The 22035-nt window shown below is 58.4% G+C and carries 22 protein-coding genes and 2 pseudogenes; 15 read left to right on the top strand and 9 right to left on the bottom strand.

The window, feature by feature from the left end:
• Window positions 1–4: 4 nt before the first annotated feature.
• Window positions 5–1132, bottom strand: a complete 1128-nt coding sequence (locus J3P88_RS11345) for a mechanosensitive ion channel family protein (RefSeq protein WP_434576412.1) — start codon at window positions 1130–1132, stop codon at window positions 5–7.
• A 109-nt stretch (window positions 1133–1241) separates the two neighbouring features.
• Between J3P88_RS11345 and J3P88_RS11340 the strand changes: the two genes are divergently transcribed.
• Both J3P88_RS11340 and J3P88_RS11335 read left to right on the top strand, forming a co-directional pair.
• Window positions 1242–1436, top strand: coding sequence for a hypothetical protein (locus tag J3P88_RS11340; protein WP_186709262.1), 195 nt, complete (start codon window positions 1242–1244; stop codon window positions 1434–1436).
• A 245-nt stretch (window positions 1437–1681) separates the two neighbouring features.
• The gene (locus tag J3P88_RS11335; RefSeq protein ID WP_186729690.1) at window positions 1682–2224 is read left to right on the top strand and encodes a hypothetical protein; all 543 of its coding nucleotides are present in this window, start codon (window positions 1682–1684) and stop codon (window positions 2222–2224) included.
• Window positions 2225–2518: 294 nt separating this feature from the next.
• On the opposite strand, the gene J3P88_RS11330 is transcribed toward J3P88_RS11335, so the two are convergent.
• Entirely contained in the window at window positions 2519–3436 is a 918-nt protein-coding gene (locus J3P88_RS11330; RefSeq protein WP_434575261.1) for a DMT family transporter, read from the bottom strand.
• 102 nt (window positions 3437–3538) lie between these two features.
• Between J3P88_RS11330 and J3P88_RS11325 the strand changes: the two genes are divergently transcribed.
• From J3P88_RS11325 to J3P88_RS11300, 6 genes are all read left to right on the top strand, one after another.
• Entirely contained in the window at window positions 3539–4405 is an 867-nt protein-coding gene (locus J3P88_RS11325; RefSeq protein WP_434575259.1) for a LysR family transcriptional regulator, read from the top strand.
• Between the two features lie 111 nt (window positions 4406–4516).
• Window positions 4517–5026, top strand: a complete 510-nt coding sequence (locus J3P88_RS11320) for an HIT family protein (RefSeq protein ID WP_434575258.1) — start codon at window positions 4517–4519, stop codon at window positions 5024–5026.
• A gap of 439 nt (window positions 5027–5465) precedes the next feature.
• The gene (locus J3P88_RS11315) at window positions 5466–5738 is read left to right on the top strand and encodes a hypothetical protein (protein WP_434575256.1); all 273 of its coding nucleotides are present in this window, start codon (window positions 5466–5468) and stop codon (window positions 5736–5738) included.
• A gap of 217 nt (window positions 5739–5955) precedes the next feature.
• Window positions 5956–6228 carry a hypothetical protein gene (locus J3P88_RS11310; protein WP_411387161.1) on the top strand — a complete coding sequence of 91 codons (273 nt, stop codon included), beginning with the start codon at window positions 5956–5958 and terminating at the stop codon, window positions 6226–6228.
• A complete protein-coding gene (locus tag J3P88_RS11305) occupies window positions 6228–6845 on the top strand; it encodes a hypothetical protein (protein ID WP_434575254.1) in 618 nt (205 codons plus the stop codon). Before J3P88_RS11310 ends, J3P88_RS11305 begins: the two co-directional genes overlap by 1 nt.
• 227 nt (window positions 6846–7072) lie before the next feature.
• Window positions 7073–7255, top strand: a complete 183-nt coding sequence (locus tag J3P88_RS11300; RefSeq protein ID WP_186709347.1) for a hypothetical protein — start codon at window positions 7073–7075, stop codon at window positions 7253–7255.
• 240 nt (window positions 7256–7495) lie between these two features.
• On the opposite strand, the gene J3P88_RS11295 is transcribed toward J3P88_RS11300, so the two are convergent.
• On the bottom strand, window positions 7496–8287 hold the full coding sequence (locus tag J3P88_RS11295) for an NAD(P)H-dependent oxidoreductase (RefSeq protein ID WP_434575252.1): 792 nt from the start codon (window positions 8285–8287) through the stop codon (window positions 7496–7498).
• Between the two features lie 84 nt (window positions 8288–8371).
• On the opposite strand from J3P88_RS11295, the gene J3P88_RS11290 reads away from it, so the two are divergent.
• Both J3P88_RS11290 and J3P88_RS11285 read left to right on the top strand, forming a co-directional pair.
• Window positions 8372–9289 carry a LysR family transcriptional regulator gene (locus J3P88_RS11290; protein ID WP_434575251.1) on the top strand — a complete coding sequence of 306 codons (918 nt, stop codon included), beginning with the start codon at window positions 8372–8374 and terminating at the stop codon, window positions 9287–9289.
• Between the two features lie 330 nt (window positions 9290–9619).
• Window positions 9620–9859 (top strand): annotated as a pseudogene (locus tag J3P88_RS11285) (hypothetical protein); the annotation flags it as partial.
• A gap of 192 nt (window positions 9860–10051) precedes the next feature.
• Here the strand turns inward: J3P88_RS11285 and J3P88_RS11280 are convergent.
• The gene (locus J3P88_RS11280) at window positions 10052–12040 is read right to left on the bottom strand and encodes a M10 family metallopeptidase C-terminal domain-containing protein (protein ID WP_434575248.1); all 1989 of its coding nucleotides are present in this window, start codon (window positions 12038–12040) and stop codon (window positions 10052–10054) included.
• A 97-nt stretch (window positions 12041–12137) separates the two neighbouring features.
• Window positions 12138–13187 (bottom strand): nucleoside hydrolase, encoded by a 1050-nt coding sequence (locus J3P88_RS11275; RefSeq protein WP_434575247.1) that lies wholly within the window; start codon window positions 13185–13187, stop codon window positions 12138–12140.
• 290 nt (window positions 13188–13477) lie between these two features.
• Between J3P88_RS11275 and J3P88_RS11270 the strand changes: the two are divergent.
• Window positions 13478–15483, top strand: a pseudogene (locus tag J3P88_RS11270) (TonB-dependent siderophore receptor).
• Between the two features lie 237 nt (window positions 15484–15720).
• On the opposite strand, the gene J3P88_RS11265 reads toward J3P88_RS11270, so the two are convergent.
• The gene (locus J3P88_RS11265) at window positions 15721–16467 is read right to left on the bottom strand and encodes a substrate-binding periplasmic protein (protein WP_434575246.1); all 747 of its coding nucleotides are present in this window, start codon (window positions 16465–16467) and stop codon (window positions 15721–15723) included.
• A gap of 204 nt (window positions 16468–16671) precedes the next feature.
• Between J3P88_RS11265 and J3P88_RS11260 the strand changes: the two genes are divergently transcribed.
• The 3 genes from J3P88_RS11260 (at window position 16672) to J3P88_RS11250 (ending at window position 19062) form a co-directional block, all read left to right on the top strand.
• The gene (locus J3P88_RS11260; protein ID WP_434575244.1) at window positions 16672–17472 is read left to right on the top strand and encodes a DUF6630 family protein; all 801 of its coding nucleotides are present in this window, start codon (window positions 16672–16674) and stop codon (window positions 17470–17472) included.
• 81 nt (window positions 17473–17553) lie between these two features.
• Entirely contained in the window at window positions 17554–17784 is a 231-nt protein-coding gene (locus J3P88_RS11255) for a hypothetical protein (RefSeq protein ID WP_434575243.1), read from the top strand.
• Between the two features lie 324 nt (window positions 17785–18108).
• A complete protein-coding gene (locus J3P88_RS11250; RefSeq protein WP_186729673.1) occupies window positions 18109–19062 on the top strand; it encodes an alpha/beta fold hydrolase in 954 nt (317 codons plus the stop codon).
• 330 nt (window positions 19063–19392) lie between these two features.
• On the opposite strand, the gene J3P88_RS11245 is transcribed toward J3P88_RS11250, so the two are convergent.
• On the bottom strand, window positions 19393–19785 hold the full coding sequence (locus J3P88_RS11245; RefSeq protein WP_186729672.1) for a GFA family protein: 393 nt from the start codon (window positions 19783–19785) through the stop codon (window positions 19393–19395).
• A 33-nt stretch (window positions 19786–19818) separates the two neighbouring features.
• Window positions 19819–20745 (bottom strand): LysR substrate-binding domain-containing protein, encoded by a 927-nt coding sequence (locus tag J3P88_RS11240; protein WP_434575241.1) that lies wholly within the window; start codon window positions 20743–20745, stop codon window positions 19819–19821.
• A 129-nt stretch (window positions 20746–20874) separates the two neighbouring features.
• Between J3P88_RS11240 and J3P88_RS11235 the strand changes: the two genes are divergently transcribed.
• A complete protein-coding gene (locus J3P88_RS11235; RefSeq protein WP_434575239.1) occupies window positions 20875–21276 on the top strand; it encodes a RidA family protein in 402 nt (133 codons plus the stop codon).
• Window positions 21277–21494: 218 nt separating this feature from the next.
• Here the strand turns inward: J3P88_RS11235 and J3P88_RS11230 are convergent, their stop codons facing one another.
• The gene (locus tag J3P88_RS11230; protein WP_434575237.1) at window positions 21495–21974 is read right to left on the bottom strand and encodes a VOC family protein; all 480 of its coding nucleotides are present in this window, start codon (window positions 21972–21974) and stop codon (window positions 21495–21497) included.
• Between the last annotated feature and the right edge of the window lie 61 nt (window positions 21975–22035).

Raw genomic sequence — 22035 nt, 5'->3', positions numbered from 1 at the left:
TGGATCAAGCACGCCCGGCACGCGACGAATGCTGTGTGACCGGGCGCAGTGCCACCGAGTCGGGCAATGACGCGACATGGACCATGCGTGACGGGAAAGCGAACTGCGTGTCGAGTTCTGCAACCGCTTCCATTATCGCCAGGTTGATCCGTTGCTGGACGTCCATGTAGACGTTGTAACTGGCGTCCAGAACGATATACACCGTCTCGAATTCCAGGGCGCTTTCGCCAAAACTTCTGAAATGACACCGGTCGAACCGGGCTTTGTCTTCATTCCTGATGATCGCTTCAACCCGTTGCGTGATCTGCCTGATCTGTTCGGTGGAGCACTCATAAGTCAGGCGAAACTCGAAGACTATCCGACGCTCCTGCAACCGCTTGTAGTTCTGGATGGTGCTGCCGATCATATCGGCGTTGGCCATGACGATTTGCTCGCCCCCCAGGCTTCGTATCCGGGTGGTTTTCAGGCCAACGTGCTCCACCGTACCGGCAAGCGAACCCACCACGATGAAATCGCCGACCTCAAATGGCTTGTCCACGGCGATCGACAGCGAGGCGAACACATCGCCAAGAATATTCTGCACCGCCAGTGCCACGGCGATACCACCCACACCAAGGCTCGCCACGAAGGCGGTGATGTTAACGCCAACGTTCGAGAGCATCGCGAGCAAGATCACCGCCCACAGGAGCACCCTTGCGCCCCAAAGGCTCAGGGTCGCCAAGGCACTTGCCTGGAATGTCCCGTTCGCACCATGGACCGAGAAATAGCGATGCAGCAACAGCGCCAACGCTCGGTTCGTCCATAAGCCGACCTGCAACGCCGCCACCACGAACCAAAGGCTGCTGACGCGACTGAGCCAACGCTCAGGCAAATCAAGGATGCCTATCCCCACCAGAATCGACGCCAATAACAGCAGCGTGTTACTGGTCGCTGAGAGCACTTGGCTGGCAATGTAGCTGAGATGACCATTGCCCGCTTTCGCCCTTGCCTGGATTCTCCTGAACACAAACCGGATCGCGGTTTTTGCAAGCACGTAGCTGAGCACAGCCGCACAACATGCAAAGATCCAGCTAGCCAGTGAAATACCTAGAATCATGTACCCCGTGAAAAACGCCTCGAAACCCTCAATCATCGCCCCACCCTTGAAATCCTGCGGCTGCGCATGAGTGATGGAGCCGCGCCAGGTCAAACGCCGCTTGATCCCTTGCGCAAATCAAGTGGCCTGTTGGGAATTAGTCGTTATGGGCACCGCAGTGTTCAATGAAATCGTCACGTCGTCGCCCGGAAAAAGCGCCAACCACCTTGCCTATACCGGCGAAATCGTCGCCAGTACGCCGATCAAAAGCGTCAGTGCCAAAAACCCACCTAAAAAAATCGCCATCTTTGCCATGAGCACTCCTGAATCAAGAAATTGCAGTACACGGGCCGTCCGATAGGCCAACGGGTGGTTATTCTGGGGTGGGGACTGGGCGCGTTACAGAGGCACCTGAGGCAGGAAAGTACGGATCAGACGCCCCCCAGGCCAGCACAGGACTCGCTCAATGCAATTAACCCGGGACTGGGCCCTGGCGCACGACCGAAAACTCAAGCAGGTAAATCGCTAACGGTCCTCGATCACGGCTATGATTGCCGCTCGCCCTTCTGACAGGCGATGTCGCAGGCCACCCTCAAGGATCCAGGTATGACTTTTCTGCCGTCACGCACCACCCTCTTCGTCTCCAGCCTCCTGCTCAGCTCCCTGTGCTTTGCCGAAGGCGAGCCAACCGACGGCAGCCTCATCAAGGACTCGACCAAAGCCGCCGTTTCAACGTTCATTACCGCCGGCAAGAACCTGTTGGGCGGCGTCAGCGAAGGCGTGCTCGATGGCCGCGAATCGGCCCAAGGCACCGATGGCGCCGCGATCATTTCCTCCGGCGAGCAAATGAAAGACCGCATCGCCGTTGAAGTGTTGAAGCTCGAACCCAGCGACGAAAACGTCAGCATTACCCTCGGTTTCAAGAACAGCACCGACACCCAACTGCGCGTGGTCAACCTCGGCCAGACCGGCGTGCTGCTGGCGATTGACCAGGCGGGCTACTCCAACCGCCTCACCGGCCTGGACAACCCGGACGAAGTCACCATCCCGCCGAAGACCGCCGTGCGCCAGAAGTTCGTGTTTGAAGGCATGAACGAGGCGGTCAGCACGGTGCGGATGTGGGGGGAGGATTACCCGGTCAAGAAGTAATGCCGCAGCGTGCTGGCAAGCGTGCCTGGTTCTCGCCATGTGCACGCTAACGGCTTGCGAGTACAGCTCAGAGCCAGACGCGCTAAAAACCGCCCTGCTCGACGCGCCACCTGAGCTCGTTTTCAAGGGCCCGCCACCACTGGGGGAACCTACCACACGACCGATGGACGAGGATGGAAAAAGTTGTAGCCATAACACACCCTGTGGCGAGGGAGCTTGCTCCCGCTGGGCTGCGCAGCAGCCCCAAAAAAAGCCGCTACAACATCCCCTTCATTGTCTAAACCCACGACAGCATCAACCGACTTTTGCCCCACTCCCCGGCTCAAGCCTCAACGCCACCACACTCATCAACACAATCACCGCCCCCACAATAACCATCGCTGACGGGCGCTCAGCCAGCACCAAAGAGGCCATCAACATCGCCGTGGGCGGTATCAGGTAAAGCGCCATGGAAGCGCGGCTCACGTTGCTGTGCGCCAACACGTAAGCCCAAGCAAGGTACGCCAACGCACTGGGAAAAATACCGAGAACCAACACCGCCAGATTCACCGAAGCCGAAGCCTGTCGCGCCGCGCTCAACACCCCCGGCGCAAAAATGAACAACAGGATCGTGCCCGACCAAACGGTGTAGCAAACCACGGTCAAACCGTCATAACGATGGGCATGGCGCTTCTGCAAAGCGAAATACAAACTCCAGGACAGCGCCGCCAACAGGATCAATAGCCCATGAGCGTCCATGTCACCCAAGCCACGATCCCCCGCGACCACCACGCCTGCGCCAAGCAAGCCGCACAGCACACACCCCCACTGCCAACCACTGACCCTGTCCTTGAAGACAAAATGCGCCAGCAGCGTGCTGAACAACGGTGTGGACTGGGCCAGCACACTGGCCGCCCCGGCGCTGACGCCCCGCTGACCGTAATTGAGAGCGATGTGGTGCAGGCTGACGGCAAAGAAACCCAACACCGCCAGCAACGGCAAATCCCTGAGACGCGGCGAGGAAATACCCTTCACCATCGCAACGAAGCCCATGAACACTGACGCGATGAGAAACCGCATCAACGCCAATTGACCCGGCTCATAAGCCTGCAAGCCAATGCGGATACCAATCGGCGAATAGGCCCAGCAAACAATCACCAACATCGTTGCCAGAATGACCTTCACACCGGTTTTGCCGGAGGAACCTTCAACCAGCGCAAAACGCGTTTCCATCTAGAGTTCCTGCTCACTGGCCGATTTGCCTCGAAGTATCGAAACCACCCAACCTCAGCACAAGTGACTTAAACTCAGCCCACCATTCACTTTTGGTGAGCTATGGAACTGTCCCAACTGCGCATGCTCAAGACGGTCTGCGACACCGGCAGTATCGCCCGCGCCGCCGAAGTGCTGCACTGCGTGCCGTCCAACATCACCGCACGCCTGAAGGCCCTGGAACGGGAACTCGGCACGCCGCTGTTTTTCCGCGAAGGCCGCGGGCTACGGGTCAGCCCGGCGGGCGAAGTGTTTCTGGAGTACGCGACCAAAATCCTGAGCCTGACGGAAGAAGCCCGCCGCGCAGTCGCTCCCACCCGCGCCCCGAGTGGCCCACTGCGTATCGGCGCAATCGAGTCCAGCGCCACGGGCCGCCTACCCCAGCTGCTCGCCAAATACCACGCGCAGTATCCGCAGGTGTCGTTGGAACTGAGCACGGGCACCTGGGCGCAGCTGCTGGACGATATCCAGCATCACCGGCTCGACGGCGTGATCGTCGCGGTGGACATCGAACGGCCTGGACTCAAGCGAGCCGTGATGTACCGCGAAGACCTGGTGCTCATCGCTTCCGAATCCCATGGCCCGTTGCGCAGCGCCGCCGATCTGCAAGGCAAGGCGATCTTCATGTGGCCCACAGGCTGTCCGTACCGCTTGGCGCTGGAGCAGTGGCTGCTGCGTCATGACCAAGTGCAACCGATCATCAGCATCGCCAGTTATGGCGCCATTGTTGGCTGTGTCAGCGCCGGTGCCGGCGTCTCGCTGGTGCCCCGAGGGATCTATGAGCAATATCGCCAGGGGGCGGGTTGGACAGGGTATGAGTTTCCCGAGCTGACGGGCATCGATAACCTTTTCTACTGGCACGAAAACTCCGGCCGGCATCCTGCCCGGGAGGCGTTTTTGACGATGTTACAAACGGAGTTCGAAGGCTAATTGCAGCACTCTCCCCTGTGGCGAGGGGATTTATCCCCGCTGGACTGCGAAGCAGTCCCAATACCCGATCATCCTGATAAACGAAGATTTCAAATTAACAGGGAGTCAGCTTTGAAATTAGCCCCCCACTTCATCCTCCACGAAACCACCCACTGGATAGTCAACCACCACCTGGCCTCCGCCCTACCCGGCTACCTCATGTTCGGCTCCAAGCACCACGTTAACTCACTGGCCCAATTGCCCGAACCCGCACTCGCAGAGCTGGGCAGCCTGATGGCAAACATCCAGAGCGTTCTTGAAACACAACTGAACCCCAAATGGCTTTACATCAGCCGCTTCGGCCACGATCCCCGCTATCCCATCCACTTCCATTTCATCCCGGTGTACGACTGGGTCGAGGCACTGTTCTGGAAAGATGCGCGGTACAGGTTGCTGGAAACCTTTGGGGTTCAAGAAAACGCCCAGGCATTGACCGATGGTGCGGAGCTGACATTGTTCATCTGGCGTGAGTTTGGTGAGAGCCCTACGCCGCCCGCGATCCAAGGGCCTTCTATTAGCCAGGTGATTGAAAGGTTGCGGGAGGCGTTCGGGGCTTCGCCGATTTCAAGAGAGGCGGACTGAAGGTGTTTTTTTCAGACTGGAAACTTGGGACTGTGTTTGAGAGGGAACTGCTGAAGCCCAGGCAAGCTGACAGCTCGGCCCGTTGATGATTTTGAATAAGTCGATTCGACCTCGTCAGATCCCTCCGGCAAAAAACGATCGCAACTCCTACGAAGCTTTAGGAACCCGTCACCTTCCCCACCCAATCCGACAAAATCTATAGTGATGCCCATCGCTCAATGGCGATCAGGTTTGGCGACCTGAGGATCGAGTGCGAAAGTACTGCGTTTTTTGCGGAGGCTTTGGCACACTTGCACGGCTGCCCGTTACGGCAGTTGTGCGTGGGAGGCCTTCGGGTCTGCCGGTTTTCGATCCCGGTTCGCCAACCTGCGTACAACTGCCACCTAATTGTTTGGCGACGATTGAGTGGTTAAAACCTCATTAGATCGGAGTTTTTAACATGGAAAGATACGTCCCTATCACTGGCATCGACTGTACCCCCGCCTCCCTGCTCATCGACACCCAAGCCCCGCTGGACGTCCTGCATGCAACCGCTGATTACCGCATCCGTGTGGTGACGCAGGTATTGGAGAACATTGCGTTTCGCTCTGAGATCACCAGCGATACGGTGGTGCTTTCGGACTTCGCTCAGCTTTTGGTGATTCCGTTACGCGATGGGTGTGATTTGCTGGAGGTGATTGGTCGGCGGCTTCAGGCGCGGGTCGAGAGCTAATGGCGCGACGGGCGCCTGAGAGCGCCCGTTTTTTTGTGTTTTAGACAGACTAAAAAATGCACCGACTTGGCCACCTGCCTTCGCCAGTAGGTCCTTACGTTGAGAGTGGCCGCTTCCTACTCGCGCTTCAAAACGTTGCAGAATATCAATGTGGCTGACTTCTGGTCGCTTTGACGATAGAGTCAACCCGTAGAACTGAACATCGCAGGAGGTCGTGATGGCCAAAAAACCTAAGATCGCAGCCGCGAAAGCCCATACCGCCGAGCCGGTGAAAAATCTCGCCGCCAAACCAAAGACCGCTTCCAAAGCGAAGGCTCCCCGAGCAAAGGCCGTTGCTTCAAAGCGAATGCACAATTCTCATTCTGACGTGGCGGAACGAATGATGCAGTTAGCTCAATTCCTGTCACAGGATCCTGAAGAAGCCAAGGTGTTCGCTAAAAAGACGGGGGTCTACACTAATTCGGGCGAACTTACGGCTGCGTATCGATAATGTATCAAAACCTCCCGTCATTTGTTTTGGGCTTTCATGGATGTGATCGAGATGTCGGTGAGGCAGTCCTTGCTGGCGAGTCTCTCACACCAAGCACGAACGATTATGACTGGTTAGGGCAAGGGATCTATTTCTGGGAAAACAGTCCAGAGCGCGCCCTGAGTTACGCCGAAAGCATCAGACGCTACAAGAAACGAGGCAAGGGAGCGATCAAGAACCCTTATGTCATTGGTGCAGTGCTTGATCTTGGACTCTGCTTCAACTTGACCGAGGAAGGCGCCTTGTTGGAGCTTCAGGGGGCTTATGCACTATTGGAAGCAACCACAGCCGCCACCGGTAATCCTCTACCAATAAACAGCCCAGGGTTCCACGGCGACTTGGATTTGCTGAAACGTCATTTGGACTGCGCTGTATTTGAGAACATGCATGCAGCCCGTACAAAACTTGACGTCCCTTCCTATGAAACAGTGCGTTCACCATTTAATGAAGGATTAGAACTTTATCCGGGGACAAGCTTTCGGGAAAAAACTCATATACAAATCTGCATACGTGAAATCAGCTGCATCAAAGGTTACTTTCGGCCACTGAACGATGACGGCAGTCTGTTTCAAGTATAAAAAGCCAAAGCAAATAGACCCGTCCCCTTTTCTATGCTGTTGGGGCTGTCATCGGATCGCCGGGTTAGGGCTTTATGAACGGCAGCAAGGCCCCGCCCTATGGCGTTTGGCGACGCTTCCTGGTGCTCACCGGACGTGTCCCGCAAGAGATAGACCGCATGGGTCTCATGGGCAGCGCACAAAGCGCGACTTGACCCGAAAGGATGAACACCATGCAGGAATTCAATATGAGCGGCGCAGAGCTGGAAAAGGTCCACGTCGAAATCGCTAAGTTGATGGCCGAGACGAAGAAGCTCAACGCCGAAGCCGGGAAAATGACTCGCGAAACTTTCTGGTATCCAGTCGCGGTCGCCACCGGTTTGATCGGCACGGTGGCTACTGTCACCACGCTGCTGATCAAGTTCATCTAACCGGACAGGCCCCCGGCTCGGCAAAGACGATGTCCAAATTACGATACCCGAAGTGGTCCCCTACCACCAAAAAGGGACGGATATATTTAAAAGCAATTAAATCCGTCCCCTTTCTCGTTCTGACCTCCAGGAATGATCAATCCTGAGGCACACAACCCGGCTACCAGCACCCTTGGGCTCAAGCCTCCAGCTACGCGCCAAGTCGCGCGCTAGGCCACTTTCTCCAATGCGTATTTCACCTCAAACCCTCTCACCGTCACCGATATGAATACCAAGATCACAACGACCAACTGCAAGATGCGGCTTAAGCGTCAACGCCGGGATTTCATAATCGCCATGATTCTGGCGACGAAATGACAAGGGTTGATCACTAAAAAGCGTATCCAAGCGAGCGACATAAGCCGTGCAAATGGATTGAAACCGGGCGGCGTCCATCTTGCTGGTCTTATAGATTGGGAAGGCCGGCATGACCGTGAAGCCAGGATAGAAAAGCACCCCATGCTGGATGGGAAATAGCAGGTCATCCAACGCGCCGTTCACCCCTCGGCCACTGTAGTGGGATTCCCAACCACCCATGGTGACCACCAACATGGCGCGCTTGCCTGTCATGCTGCCTTCGCCGTAGCGATCGCCCCAGTGGTTTTCGCTATGTTCGCCGACACCATAGGCAAACCCGTAAGCGTAGACGCGTTCGATCCAGCCCTTGAGAATCGCGGGCATCGAGAACCACCACAGCGGAAATTGGAAGATGACGGCATCGGCCCAGCGCAATTTGGCCTGCTCTGCCTGGATGTCCGCCGGTTGGCTGCCAGCGGCAAATACACGCTGGGATTCAAGCGCCGGGTTGAAAGGCATTTCTGCGTCATAGCCTGGGGCGTCGTCCGGATCGAGGGATGCTTTCCACCCCATGCCGTAGAGATCCGAGACTTGGACCTCGTGGCCTGCTGTTTCCAGGTGAGTGATCGCAAAATCCTTGAGTGCGCCATTGAGCGAACGAGGTTCGGGGTGGGCGTAGATCAGCAGTATGTTCATGAGGGCTCCGCGTTGAGTTTGTCCCTCAGCGTAAGCATGCATCCGCTATGATAGAAATGAATTCCCGAAACACATGGTATTTGCATGCACAATAGCTTGCGCCGTCTGGATCTTAATTTGCTGGTCACATTGGATGCCTTGCTGGCCGAGCAGAATGTGACGCGGGCGGCGCGCTTGCTCAATCTCGCGCAACCGACCGTCAGCCTGCAGCTGGGCAGGCTGAGAGATCTGCTTGATGATCCGCTTTTGCTGCCTGGCCCCCGAGGAATGTCGCCCACCGAGCGAGCTCGCGAGTTGCAGGGGCCCCTGCGTGACGCGTTGGCCGCGCTGGAAAGCGCACTGAGTCCTGTTGCCGCTTTTGAACCCGGACGGTCCCATCAAACGTGGAAGATCGCTGCCAGTGATTATGCGACGACTGCCTTGATCTGGCCGTCGCTCTCGCAGCTCAGGCACCTGGCCCCGTACACGCGGTTGGCGCTTATGAATAAACCGACTGGCGACTATGCCAAGGATCTGGAGAACGGCCTTATCGATCTGGCGCTGCACACCCGCGATGAAGCGCCGCCCAAGTTGCGTCAGCGCTCCTTGATTCACGAACGCTATGTGCTTGCGGCGCGGCGCGGCCATCCCGCTCTGGCAACCAAGCTGTCGCTCAAAGCGTTCTGCGCCCTTGAACATGCCATCATGTCACCTGATGGCGCCGGCTTCGTTGGCAGTACCGATCACGCGCTGGCAGCTGAAGGTCTGGAACGGCGAGTGGTATTGTCCGTGTCCAATTTCAACTCGCTGGTCTCAGCATTGATGCACAGCGATTTGGTTGCGGTGGTGCCGGAAAGCCTGGTGAAACATGAGCCAGCGCTTCACGTCCAGCCACCTCCCCTCGCCATCCCCGGGTTTGAAATGCTGATGTTATGGCCCGAGCGACTGCATCGCGATCCTGCCCACATGTGGCTACGCGAGCTTATTGCTTCGACGTTGGAAACAACAGGCATGCAGAAATGAATGGACCGGACCATGAAACGATGACGACGCCCGTATTGAGCGTCGTCTCATCGCCACCCTGACCGAAGCCTGTGAAACCGCCAAAACTGAAATCCCTGGCTTCGCCTGGCTCACCCACACCGTCGACTATCGCGCCTTTCCCCAAAGCCAAGGGTGCCAGGTTTCAGGGCCGCTTCGCGCCCCAGCGGGAGCAAGCTCCCTCGCCACAAGAGCGGTTCGGTGGCGGGTCAGTTCATCAGGTGCAAGCTATTGCCTTTGTGGCGAGGGAGCTTGCTCCCGTTGGGCTGCGCAGCAGACCCATGTCGTCAACTCAATTAGCCTGACACACCGCGCGTGATCTGGATTTTCGACAGCCGCGCCAGCCAGGAACACGCCCTCTCAACGGGGGCAGACAAACGCATGCGTGAGCTGACCGCCGTCGCCCTGAACGACGTCGGCGTACACGTCCCCCATATGGCCCGCTGCGTCAGTTTCGACTCCGAAGAAGAATGCCGCCTCCGGCATGGCGGCGACTGGCGCTTGCGCCTGGCCAAGGTACACACGACCAGCGCGCCTGCGAGCCATCTATGACCCACTCTCTCGCGAAACTTTCTGGTATCCAGTCGCGATCGCCACCGACAGGATCGGCACGGTGGCCACCGTCACCAAGTTGCTGATCAAGTTCATTTAACCGGACAGGCCCGCAGAAGCGGACCTTCTATCATCGAGTTTCATGAAAATCATAGGGGAGTACAGTCCGCTCCCCTTTTCCAGATTTGCGTTTTACACCCAGAAGTTATCAGCCACTCCGATCAATTGAACGGCCTCCTCCCCCAACGGCTCGGCAAAGACGACATCCAAATTACGATACCCGGAATAATCCCCCACCAAGCTCAACTCGAACCGAGCCCCATCCGCGTCAGTTTCATAGCTCTTCAAATAAGTCAGGTCCTTGGCTTCATTAAAAACCACGTCCAACGTGCCGTCGTAACCATTTCCCAGCCGGGTAAAGCCCAAGGCGGACACATCGATCGTGTCTTCCCCCACGGTATAGTCCATCAGGCGATCAGTGTGATTTTCGGTGGCGGTACGGTAGCTGTCGCTCAGCAAGTCGAAGCGAAACACATCGTTGTTGCCGCCACCCACCAATTGGTCCCGGCCCTCTCCGCCCACCAGGACATCATTCCCTAACGCGCCATACAGGCGATCATCGCCCGCGCGCCCTTCGATGATTTCGCCTCGGGCGTTGCCTTGTAGATGATCGGCCCCTTCGGTGCCCGTCAACCTGGCTTGCTGGAACAGGATGTTGGTTTCATTCAGCGCTTGGCCCAAGTTACCGTCGAAGACCAATTCGAAACGTTCGCCATCCGCATTGACCTCGAAACTTTTCAGGTAGGTCCGCGTCCCGCTTTCATTGACGCGTATTGCCAGAGTTCCGTCATGTCCATCACCCAGCCCGAGGAAGCCCAGGGACGAGAGATCGATTGTGTCGGTGTTGGGGTCGAAGTCGGTGATTCGGTCGCTATGGGCAGCGGTTGCGGTTCGGTAACTGTCGGTGACTGACTCATAACGGAACGTATCGGCCCCGGCGCCGCCCGTCAGCAGGTCACGACCTTGCTGGCCATCGAGCAGATCGTTACCGGCCCCGCCAGAGATCGCATCGTCGAACGAGGCGGTACCGAGCAAGTAGTCGTCATTGCGGCCACCGTCAAGGTGGTGATAACCGTCGTCGGGATTGCCAAAGCTGTGGTCCAGGCTGCCTTCGGGGTTCAACTGAACCAAGGCGGCCAGATAACCGTCCGCCCGCGTGCCCTGGCTTCCACCAATCAATAGCTTGCCGTCGGCCAGCACGATCATGTCGGCGACTGCGAAAGGAGCGCTTTCCGAGCCCCAACGTACCTGACCGCCATCACCGAATTGGGTGTCGAGTGAGCCGTCGGTGTTGAGTCGAATGACGGTCGCTACACCGCCCGAGGCGCCCGCCAGGAGGATTTTGCCGTCATCCTGGATGACAAGGGCGTTTGCGTGAACATCCAGGGCCAGGCTGCCGCCGTTTGCAAAGCTGCTGTCCAGCGTGCCGTCCGGGTTGAGGCGGGTCAGGGTCGCTTGCCCCGTGACCAAAACCTTCCCGTCTGCCTGCAGCGAAACGTCGAGCGTGCGGCTGGGGTGAATGCCGACGGACGCTGGCAGATGCAGGACCCCAGACTCGCCGAAAGACGAGACCAAGGTCCCCGTCGCGTCGAAGCGGGCGATGTAGATCTCCCCAGAGGCATACCCAGCGCTTGCGAAAAAGCTGCCGTCGCGTTGCACGGAGAACGACGCTTGCTGGCCCAGATCTTCATTCCAATAGAAAGGTACTGTCGCGGTGCCGCCGTTCCCGAAACTCGTATCGAGGCTGCCGTCAGCCAAGTTACGACTAATGCCCGACACCCAGGCATCGCCTACTTTCACGTAGCGCGTCACCAGGTAACCGCCTCCCGGCTGCACGGCCGCATTACCGCCGTCCTCGATATCGAGCGCCACCGGGAGGAGGGATTTACCGTCTCCACTGAAGTTGCGGTCCAGGCTGCCGTCGGCATTGAACCGGGCCAGGCTACCGGTGAAACCTGAATCCTCTTCGCCGCCGAGCCCCAGGCGACTATAAGCGCCAAGCCAGAGAGTACCGTCCGGATCGACCGCGATACCGCCGATTTTGTCCGAGCCCCATAAAGTTGTGGCGACCATGCCCGTGTTCCGCACAGCTGAAGCGGCGGGCGAAATGATCTGAGTCATGTCGATGCCTCCGATAGCTATCTGTCGCCAAAGACAATAGACACGGCTCAGTCAGGTTGCCACCTTACAAGACGAAGGGAAGTTCTTGGACGACCTACTACTCTGCTATCGATGTCGTGGCCTCGGCCGACTTTCCGGCAATAGTGCCCAGGTAAAGCGACAAGACAAACCCAGGTGACGTTCCCAGGGCAACGTCGACCGGAGCGCCAGCGTCATCCGGAATCAACTGCCCGCTCGTATCCTGTTCTTCGTTCAGCTCTTGCTCGACCCGCAGGCCATAACGGGTAAATTGGAGAAACCGAGGGTCGGTTATCGCGATGGCCGCCAACGGGTCCCAAAAATACAGATAAGCGCCGATACCGGGGGCTATGGTCGAGCTTTGCAGCACTTGCGTGAGGAATTGAGCAACCGGGTTGCTGATTCTGGAGAGTTGTCGCAGAAAATCCGGCGTAATGAGTATCTGGTTACAAGCGTTCAGTGCAACCAATTGCACTGGAATCCCGCTATCAAAGACATATTGGGTAGCAAGCGGATCCAGGAAGATGTTCCACTCGGCCACTTGATTGGTGTAGTAAGGCGTCTTGCCCAGAGCATCAATAATATTGCCGCCCGCGCCGGGCTGGACGTACTGCGGCAACAAATTGCCTCCCATCATCACGATGCGATCTATTTTGCCGCGCAACAAGTCTTGTAATGCGTGATCGGTTTGAGCCTGCTGAAACAAATGCCCCCAGGTCGTGCCGCCACCGATCATCAATACGGTAAATTTATGATCGGCGTTCTTCAATGTTTCCCTTAGGAAAGCAATCGCGTCTGTTCGCGTGGGGTTCAGGTTTGTCCGTGGAAACGACGCGTCGTAATGTTGATCCGCTGCCTGGCGTGTTTCGAAGGGAAAGGTATTGCTGTACACCATGGGCCGCTGAAAGCCAGCGACAACGGGGATGCGCTCGATCTCCGGGTCATTGAACACGGTGAGAAAGTTGCTGATGTTTTGAACGCCGTGACTCAAGTGAACAGCGCCCACCCCTGTCACGGTGATGCCTTCGACCTTGACGGCATGATGCTTCAGCAAATACGAGATGGCCATGTAGTCGTCGAAATCGACATCGGTATCGATAAGCAGGTGCGTGAGGGATTGTGCTGACATAGTGCTAGCCTCCTGGCCAATGAAGAATTCACGTCCGATATAGGTCTTCCGTCAGCGGTCGCCTCCCGCCGCAGGTAGCGATGTAACAGTAGCATCGCGCAAAATAAACGCCTGTTTAAAAGCCTCCAGTAAGCGATTTACCGCCGCCCGGTCACGCGGCTCCAGAATGTGCCCGCTACAAGCCCCTGCGCATCGCCTACTCCAACCTCTACAAGCTTTATCCGTCAGATAAATCCTGCAATACTTAATGCGAATCACTCTCACAAGCATTGGTAACTCAGGACCTGCTCATGTCGACTCGCACCACCCCGCCGCGTCACTTCACCCCTGCCCGCAATCTTCTCGCCATGGTCATTTGCATGACCACCCTGGCCCCCGCCTACGCCGATGACAACAGCATCACCCCACCCGCCACCCTGGAACTGGACGCGACCGAAGTCTCCGGCAGCGGTCAACTGGGCAGCACCACGGAAGGCACCGAGTCCTACACCACCGGCGCGATGTCGACCGCGACCAAGCTCCCGCTGACCATGCGTGAAACCCCACAAGCCGTCACCGTCATTACGCGCCAGCGCATGGATGACCAGGTGATGACCAGCATCAACGACGTGGTCAAGGCGACGCCCGGTTTGTTCCTGGACTTTTCCGGCGGTCCTGGCCGGCAGACTTACAAGGCGCGCGGTTTTGAAATCGACAACCTGATGTATGACGGCATCCCGAGTGGCTACGACGGCGTTAACGTCGGCGCCCAGCCTAACCTGGCGATGTTTGATCGAGTCGAGGTCGTGCGCGGTGCGACCGGCCTGGTGACGGGTGCAGGCAACCCTTCGGCCGCCATCAACCTGATCCGCAAGCGCCCATTGGCCGAGTAGAGAGTGACCCTGACCGGTGCCGCCGGCAGTTGGGACGACTACCGCGGCGAGCTCGATGCCTCCAGTCCGCTCAATGACAGTGGCACATTGCGCGGCCGGGTCGTGACCTCTTATCGCGATGCCAACAGCTTCATCGACAATGTCGAGGAGGATCACGGCCTGTTCTATGCGGTCACCGAAGCGGACCTGAGCGAAGACACCACCCTGACCCTGGGGTTTTCCCATCAGAAGGACAAGACCAATTACTTCTGGGGTTCTTCGATGATCGGCCAGGACGGCCATCACCTGGACCTCCCGCGCTCCTACAATCCAGGTACGGATTGGGAGAACAAGGATCAGGAGATCAACACCGTATTCGCCGAAGTCCGTCATCGCCTGGCCAATGACTGGAGCCTTCAGGTCAACGCCAACTACGCCGAACAGAACGCGTTGTTCTCCGGTTCTTACCAGTCGCGCTGGGTCAATAACACATTGGCGCGCACGGTTTACCAGGCCGACTTCGATGAAAACCAGGCCGGCGTGGATGCCTTTGCCAGTGGCCCCTTCGAGGCATTCGGGCGCACCCATGAACTGGTGGTGGGCGCCAGCAAGCGCATCTACGACATGACCACCCACAACTACAGCCCGTACGACATGAACTGGCCGATCAACGCCGGTAAACCGAATTTCGTCCACACCAACGACCAGCGTGAAGTGACCACTCAAGATGGCGTCTACCTCACCACACGCCTGAACTTGGCCGACCCGCTGAAGCTGATCCTCGGCGGGCGCCTGGACTGGTACGACTACGATAACCGGGACGGCGACACCGACTACAAGGTCACCCGAAACGTCACCCGTTACGCTGGCTTGATCTACGACCTGGACGACCATCACTCGGCCTACGTCAGCTACAGCGACATCTTCACGCCGCAACGTGAAAAGGACACCTCGGGCACCCCGGTCAAGCCGATCATTGGCAAGAACTACGAGGTCGGTATCAAGGGCGAATATTTTGGTGGCGCGCTGAATGCGAGCGTGGCGCTGTTCCGCGTCGATCAGGAAAACCGCGCCGTGCAACTGTTCACGGCAAACTGCCCACAGGCAAGCTGTTATGAGGCCTCCGGTGAAATTCGCAGCCAAGGTATCGACTTCGAACTGCAAGGCGCCTTGACCGAAAACTGGCAAGTCGGCGGTGGCTATACCTACGCGCGCACCCACACCATCAAGGAAATGGCGGTGAATACCGGCTCAAACAAGGCAGCTACGCGGTTACGGACCTGATGGCCGGCTACCGGGTCAATGAGAACCTGGATTTGCAGGTCAACGCCAACAACATCTTTGACCGTCGGTACTATTCGACCATCGCCAACTCCGCAAGCTATGGCGGTGATGCCTACGGTAGCCCGCGCAATATGATGTTGACGGCCAAGTACAGTTTCTAGAAGAAACGGGCGCCATTTGGAACGCCCCCTTTCGGCCTGAACGGAGGCTCTACTTGTCTGGAAACGGGCCTATCCCCCTACCCCTGACAAACACACAACCGTGGCGAGGGAGCTTGCTCCCGCTGGGCTGTAAACAGCCCCCAAAACAGGGCCGCTGCGCGACCCAGCGGGAGCAAGCTCCCTCGCCACAGGGTTATTGCCCGGCTTTATTTCGCTTAGAGGAAAGCCCCATTTCCCTCACTGCCCAACCGCCCCCTCATACCGCCGCTGAATCCGCTCCAATTCCCCCGAACGCCGCAACTGCTCCAACGCCCGGGACCACGCCGCCACCACTTCATCCTCACTGTCGGGACTGAAAGCGATGTACAGCGATGAGCGATACAGTTCGATAGGAATCCGTCGCAGGGTGCCCGGGGCGATGTTCAGTTGGCGGCTGTAATAAGCCACGCCCGCATCAGTGTCGCCAACAATGATCTGGGTGCGACCGGCAAGCAGCATGCGGTAGAGCAGCTTGCTCTCGGTGGCGCTTTTGTCCAGGTTGTTGAAGCCCAGTGATTGCAGTCTTTGAGGTACCAGGCCGGCGTGGCGGGTGGTGATCTGCGGGGCGTTAAGGAGTTGTTCCAGGGTGTCCAGTGGAGGCGCATTGGCCAGTTGATAAGGGTGGATGGACTCTTCCACGATCGGCCCTACCCATTTGAACTGCGATTCGCGCTCCGGCGTGCGAAACATGGAGTACATGATGGTCTTGGGGCGGTGCTTGAGTATCTGGCTGGCGCGCATGCTAGGCTGCAGCAACAGCTCGAAATCATCCCCGGTCAGCGCCATGATGGCCCGGACGATTTCGGTGATCATGCCGGTGAGCCGGTTGTTTTCCTGGTAGTTGTACGGAGCCCATTCTTCGGTGACGATTTGATACTGCTCGGCCCTGGCAACCGTGCCGAGCAATAGGCAAAACAACGCTGCAGCCGGTATCGAATGTCTCACGCGTACTCCCTGTGGACCGTTCGGTGTTCGTGCATGGGTGGGCCTGATTCACGAAGGCAAGGTAAGCATAGACCCAAACACTTGCCCGGCAGTTGACGCAGTCCACATTCCGCCCCTTAGCAGCCAATGGAGCTTGGTGTAGGATCAGCGCGAACCCGATACCCGGCGCTCTCCTCTCGCCCTCCTCCTTGTGACCCAGCCCACATGAACCCAATCGATCCCCTGTCGTTGCAACGCATCATCAGCGCCCATGGCGATTTCGAAGGCGCGGCGTATTTCGATGTGGAGGAAAGCCTTGCCCATGAAGTGTTTCCCGACCGCATCGTGTTCCAGACCAACTACCTGGATTACCGCAGCTATGATGTCGATCTTGCCGAAGGCAGCGTGCGTGTGCGCAAGACGCGGCTGGACAATTACCTGCGCGGCCATAAGGCCCAGGTGATCGAGGATGACATGGATGACGAGGATTGGGACGAGCTGGGCAGCCTGTGGCAGCGTTTGAGCCACGACCTGGACACCCAGGGGCAAGGGCCGCAGCCCGACCTGGCCGATACCCTGGCCGACCTGTTCGATAGCCTGTTCGACGAGGCTCAAGCACAGGTACTCATTCAGAACCTGCCGGCGCCTACCGGGCAGTGGGACTGGGCCTGGACGCAAGTCGAGTCAGCGCTCACCGAGGCCAATCAATTGGCCGGGTTCGAATGGAAGGAATGGTCGTCCTGCGGCGTCGATGCGGTCAATGCCCTGGCCCCATTGCGGCAACTGGGCATTGAAATTCCGACGCCCGAGCGTAAAACCATCGAGGCGGTCAACCGCGCCGACGATTGGGAACGCGCGCTCCTGCACTACTTCAATGGGCAGCTGGAAACCCATGATTTGAAGTTGCTGGCCATCGGCACGCACTTCGATGAATACCAGGCCTTCGCCTGCCTGCCCATGAATGGCCTGGGCCTGGCCAATGCCTTGGAGATCATGGGCAGGCTGGGCATCGTCTACAAATATTAAGCGACTGACGCCCCAAGTTTTCGGCCGCTTCTACAAGCCCATAAAGGGCTGCCCTCCTCCTTTGAGCCTCGAAGTGACGACATGACAAACTGTGAACATTGCGGGTTCCTCCTCCTTGACGACACCGCTGTTTGCCCGCGATGCGCCGGGGAGATGACGTTCCCGGTGGAACCCCTCGCGCCGGGGGCTTCGTCGAAAGGGCTGAAAATTCTTAAATGGGTGCTTATCAGCATCGTGGTCGCGGTGCTGGCGGCCGTAGCGGTGGTCGTGTGGATCTTTAATTCGTTGGGGCCGATGCCTTCGTTTGGTTGAGGGCGATTTCAGGGCGCTTGAACAATACATTGTGGCGAGGGAGCTTGCTCCCGCTCGGCGGCGCAGCCGTCGCACATCGGCCAATGAAATACACCTGGAAGACTCGCATCGCTCCGTTTGGGGCGGCTTCGCCACCCAGCGGGAGCAAGCTCCCTCGCCACGAACGAGCCATGGCAACCGAAGCGCAGCGCAGCTATCCGATTTTCCCATAGTTGCTATCGATGCCCACGCCGTTCTCGTCATCGGCCTCTCTCTCTAATCTGCCCACCAACGCGATCGATGACGATCGCCGCAGATCAAACCGACCTTATGGAGAGAGACACGATGAACACCTTCAACCGCACCCTGGCTGTCGCGACCCTGGCCTTGGCCACCCTCAACGCCGAAGCCGCGTCGCCGGTCCAGGCCGCTGCCAGCGTGTCTGCTGTCGGCAGCGTGGTCCAGTCCGCCAGCTACATCACCACCCAGGATGGCGTGCAGCTGTACTACAAGGACTGGGGCCCGCGCGATGGCCAGGTCGTGACGTTCAGCCACGGCTGGCCGCTGGACTCCGACAGCTGGGAAGGCCAGATGATGTTCCTCGCCTCGAAAGGCTATCGGGTGATTGCCCACGACCGTCGCGGTCACGGTCGCTCCAGCCAGCCTTGGGAAGGCAACGACATGGACCATTACGCCGACGACCTGGCGGCGGTGATTGAAGCGCTGGACCTCAAGAACGTGACGCTGGTGGGCTTCTCGACGGGGGGCGGTGAAGTGGCGCGGTATATCGGTCGCCACGGTACCGCACGGGTGAAAAAAGCCGTGCTGGTTTCTTCGGTGCCACCGTTGATGCTCAAGACAGAAACCAACCCTGGTGGCTTGCCTATCGAAGTGTTCGACGGCCTGCGCAAGGCGTCCCTGGAGAACCGCTCGCAGCTGTACCTGGACATCGCCTCGGGCCCGTTCTACGGCTACAACCGCAAGGGCGCCAAGCCGTCTCAAGGGCTGATCCAATCGTTCTGGGTGCAGGGCATGCAGGGTGGCAGCAAGAATACCTACGACTCGATCGCGGCCTTCTCGGCGACCGATTTCCGCGGCGATTTGAAGAAGTTCGACGTGCCGACCCTGGTCATCCATGGCGATGACGATCAGATCGTGCCGATCGACGCAGCAGGCCGGGCCTCGGCGGCGCTGATCAAAGGCGCCCGACTGATCGTCTACCCTGGCGCACCGCACGGCTTGACCGAAACCCACAAGGACCGGTTGAACCAGGATCTGCTGACGTTCCTCAAGGAATAAAAGCGCAGATGCCATGTGGGAGCGAGCCTGCTCGCGAAGGCGGCAGTACATCCAACTTCTTCATCGACTGATCTACCGCTTTCGCGAGCAAGCCCGCTCCCACAGGGGTTTGGTTGTGAATCCAGAACTGGCGTACACCCAAGACCAAACTGTGGGAGCGGGCTTGCTCGCGAAGGCGTCGGATCAGTCGGCATTGAAGGCGACTGACCTACCGCTATCGCGAGCAGGCTCGCTCCCACAGGGGGTTGGTTGTGAATCCAGAGCTGGCGTACACCCAAGACCAAACTGTGGGAGCGAGCCTGCTCGCGATAGCGGTGGAACACATTGCATCTATTCCTCAGACCGCCCCGTACCCTCACGATCCTGCTCATAACATCGGGTAAGCGCAAACGCCGGCAACCACGACTCACGGCGCACGGTCCAGCTTTCGTAGGTGGGCAGCAGTTGATCGGGGCTATCCAGAATCCCCAAGTGCACTTCGATCTCATCGCCCGAGCGGGCAAACAGCGACGAGCCACAGCGAGGACAAAAAAATCGTCCGGCATAATCCCGGGTTTCACCCTCGATCGTCACCGCGTCCTGGGGAAACACCGCAGCCGCGTAGAACAGTGCCCCGTGATGCTTGCGGCAATCGAGGCAGTGACAAAGACCAACACGATACGGGCGCCCTGAGGCTTCAAGTCGAACGTTGCCGCACAGGCAACCGCCGGTGAATCGGTCCATGGTGTATCTCCTCTACAACTGGACAGCCAAATTTCACGAAACAGATCGATCAATAATAGGCGCATGCTGCGCCATCAGCTCCACGACCCAATCGATGAACACCCGCAACTTGGCGCTGATATGCCGGTTCGGGGGATAGGCCAGATAAAGCGGCATCGACTCCAACTGCCAGTCTTCGAACAGCGGCACCAACTCACCCTGCGCTTCATGCGGCCTGGACATGTACTGAGGCAGCCAGAGCACGCCCAGCCCCGCCAGCCCGGCCGCGAGGTAGGCGTTGCCGTCGTCGATAGCCAACGCGTAGCGCCCTTTGACGTGAAGCAGCTCACTGTCACGGCGCATGGCGTAGGGCAAGGATTTGCCGGTGCGAGCCCAGAGGAAACCTACGGTGCGATGGTGCGAGTCTTCCAGTTCGCGAGGGTGCGCGGGCGGGCCAAACCGTGCCAGGTAACTCGGGGCGGCGAAGACGCCAAGGGCCAGGTCGCCAACGCGTCGGGCGATCAGCGACTGATCCCGCAATTCACCGCCGCGCACCACGCAATCGACGTTTTCATCAAGCATGTCGACGATGCGATCGCTGACGCCCATGTCGATCTGGATGTCCGGGTAACGCGCGTAGAACGCCGGCAAGGCTGGTATCAGGATCATCGCCGCCAGCGGACTCGGCACGTCCACCCGCAGTCGCCCGCGAGGTAACGCCTGGGCGCCGGCCACGCTGGTCTCGGCATCGTCCATGTCGGCCAGCAACCGGATCACCCGCTCGTAATAAGCCGCGCCGTCGGCGGTGACATTGACTTTGCGTGTGGTGCGGTTGAGCAGCTTGACCCGCAACCGTGCCTCGAGTTGCTGCACCATTTGGGTCACGGTGGTCTTGCTCATGTGCAGGGTTTCTGCCGCCTTGGTAAAGCTGCCCGCCTCCACGACTCGCACGAACGCTTGCATCGCATCAAAACGGTCCATTTCTGCCCCGGCATGGTTCGATTGTTTGGGATTCACAAACAGTGTGCGCCAAGGTTGCTCGTTTATCGCCCGGATACAAGCCCCTAGAGTGAGTTCATCGTTTGGAACCACTTTTTGATGGAGGTATTCATGACACAGCGCGATGTGGTTTTTCCGCCTGGACGCCAGGCACTGTATGAGCGCAATCGCTATTCGCCGGCGATTCGTTCCAATGGTTTCCTGTTCGTCTCCGGGCAAGTCGGCAGCACCGACGACGGTTCGCCAGAGCCGGACCTGGAGGCTCAGGTCCGGCTGGCGTTCAACAACCTGAAGGCGATCCTCGCCGCGGCCGATTGCAGTTTCGACGATGTGGTGGATGTGACGGTGTTCATGGTCGATCCCGAGTCGATCTTCGAACGGGTCTGGAGCGTCGTGCCCGAATTCTGGGGCAACGCACCGCATCCGACACTGACGGCGGTGGGGGTGACGTGGCTGTATGGTTTTCAGTTCGAGATCAAGGTGATTGCCAGGGTGCCTGAGGCCACCCTGTAGGTCAGCTTGCATGGGTGTTGGCTGTGCCGCCGTCATCGCGAGCAGGCTCGCTCCCACAGGGGATGTGGGCAGGCCGAGAAATCGAAGACACCACAACACAACTATGGGAGCGGGCTTGCTCGCGAAGGCGTCGGACCAGTCAGCATTGAGGTTGACTGACCCACCGCCTTCGCGAGCAAGCCCGCTCCCACAAGAAAATAATGGTGATGATTCGACAGCTAGCCTTTCACCGCCGCTTCAATTGCGGCAATGTCGATCTTGGTCATGGTCATCATCGCTTCGAAGGCCCGCTTGGCCACGGCTTTGTCAGGACTGCCGACCGCCTCAAGCAACACCCGCGGGCTGATCTGCCACGACAAACCCCATTTGTCCTTGCACCAGCCACAGGCGCTTGCCTGGCCGCCGTTGTCGATGATGGCGTTCCACAAACGGTCCGTTTCGGCCTGGTCTTCAGTGGCAATCTGGAATGAAAAGGCCTCGTTGTGCTTGAACACCGGCCCGCCATTGAGGCCGACGCAAGGAATACCGATCACCGTGAAATCAACGGTGATCACATCGCCCTCCTTGCCCGACGGATAATCACTTGGGGCATGGTAGACAGCGTTCACCGCGCTGTCGGGAAAGGTTTTTGCGTAGAACCGCGCAGCTTCCTCGGCGTTGCCGTCGTACCAGAGGCAGATCCTGTTTTTATTGTTCATTCCGCTTCTCCGAAAGGGACTGGACGGTAAAGTCTAGCAGTCCCCCCGAACGTTCAGATGG

It is taken from the genome of Pseudomonas sp. Z3-6, assembly GCF_051131985.1.
In the GTDB taxonomy this organism is placed as follows: Bacteria; Pseudomonadota; Gammaproteobacteria; order Pseudomonadales; family Pseudomonadaceae; genus Aquipseudomonas; species Aquipseudomonas zanjanensis.
The sequence above is the reverse complement of the archived record's forward strand: the minus strand, read 5'-3'. Positions and strand labels throughout refer to the sequence as shown.